Raw genomic sequence first — 1,831 nt, forward strand, 5'->3', positions numbered from 1 at the left:
AGTTGCTTTGTGGTCAAGTCCTCGGCCTATTAGTACCGGTCAGCTCCACACGTTACCGCGCTTCCACCTCCGGCCTATCAACCCGGTCGTCTACCGGGAGCCTTACCCCCTCAACGGGGTGGGAGACCTCATCTCAAGGCGAGCTTCCCGCTTAGATGCTTTCAGCGGTTATCCCTTCCGAACGTAGCCAACCAGCCGTGCTCCTGGCGGAACAACTGGCACACCAGAGGTTCGTCCGTCCCGGTCCTCTCGTACTAGGGACAGCCCCTTTCAAGTCTCCTGCGCGCGCAGCGGATAGGGACCGAACTGTCTCGCGACGTTCTAAACCCAGCTCGCGTACCGCTTTAATGGGCGAACAGCCCAACCCTTGGGACCTACTCCAGCCCCAGGATGCGACGAGCCGACATCGAGGTGCCAAACCATCCCGTCGATATGGACTCTTGGGGAAGATCAGCCTGTTATCCCCGGGGTACCTTTTAGCCGTTGAGCGACGGCGCTTCCACAAGCCACCGCCGGATCACTAGTCCCAGCTTTCGCTCCTGCTCGACCCGTCGGTCTCACAGTCAAGCTCCCTTGTGCACTTACACTCGACACCTGATTACCAACCAGGCTGAGGGAACCTTTGGGCGCCTCCGTTACCCTTTAGGAGGCAACCGCCCCAGTTAAACTACCCACCAGACACTGTCCCTGATCCGGATCACGGACCCAGGTTAGACGTCCAAAACGACCAGAGTGGTATTTCACCAATGACTCCACCCGAACTAGCGTCCGAGCTTCCCAGTCTCCCACCTATCCTACACAAACCGTTCCAAACGCCAATGTCAAGCTGTAGTGAAGGTCCCGGGGTCTTTCCGTCCTGCTGCGCGTAACGAGCATCTTTACTCGTAGTGCAATTTCGCCGGGTCTGCGGTTGAGACAGCGGGGAAGTCGTTACGCCATTCGTGCAGGTCGGAACTTACCCGACAAGGAATTTCGCTACCTTAGGATGGTTATAGTTACCACCGCCGTTTACTGGCGCTTAAGTTCTCAGCGTCGCCACACAAGTGCGGCTAACCGGTCCCCTTAACGTTCCAGCACCGGGCAGGCGTCAGTCCGTATACATCGTCTTACGACTTCGCACGGACCTGTGTTTTTAGTAAACAGTCGCTTCCCCCTGGCCTCTGCGACCCCCACCAGCTCCACACGCAAAGGCGTATCACCAGCGGAGGCCCCCCTTCTCCCGAAGTTACGGGGGCAATTTGCCGAGTTCCTTAACCACAGTTCACCCGATCGCCTTAGTATTCTCTACCTGACCACCTGAGTCGGTTTCGGGTACGGGCCGCCACGACACTCACTAGAGGCTTTTCTCGGCAGCATAGGATCACCCACTTCGCCACAATCGGCTCGGCATCACGTCTCAGGATCCATGAGAGGCGGATTTGCCTACCTCTCTCCCTACACGCTTACCCCAGGACAACCATCGCCTGGGCTGGGCTACCTTCCTGCGTCACCCCATCGCTTACCTACTACCAGATCAGGCCAGGCGTTCACCCTCACCCCAAGCCCGAAGGCTCGGAGGGGTTAAGGACCCTTAGTATCACTGGATTCGATATGGGCGCATCGTAGCGGGTACGGGAATATCAACCCGTTGTCCATCGACTACGCCTGTCGGCCTCGCCTTAGGTCCCGACTTACCCTGGGCGGATTAGCCTGCCCCAGGAACCCTTGGTCATCCGGCGCAGAAGTTTCTCACTTCTGATTCGCTACTCATGCCTGCATTCTCACTCGCACGGCCTCCACGACTGGATCACTCCGCCGCTTCGCCGGCCGCACGACGCTCCCCTACCCATCA

Annotated in this window: 1 rRNA gene (cut by a window edge); it reads right to left on the bottom strand. The window is 58.4% G+C overall.

Annotated features, from left to right (window positions below):
- Positions 1-9: 9 nt before the first annotated feature.
- A 23S ribosomal RNA gene (locus tag ACFY2X_RS47110) occupies positions 10-1,831 on the bottom strand; it runs 1,370 nt beyond the window's last position.

Source organism: Streptosporangium sp. NPDC000396 (genome assembly GCF_042898655.1).
Taxonomy (GTDB): Bacteria; Actinomycetota; Actinomycetes; order Streptosporangiales; family Streptosporangiaceae; genus Streptosporangium.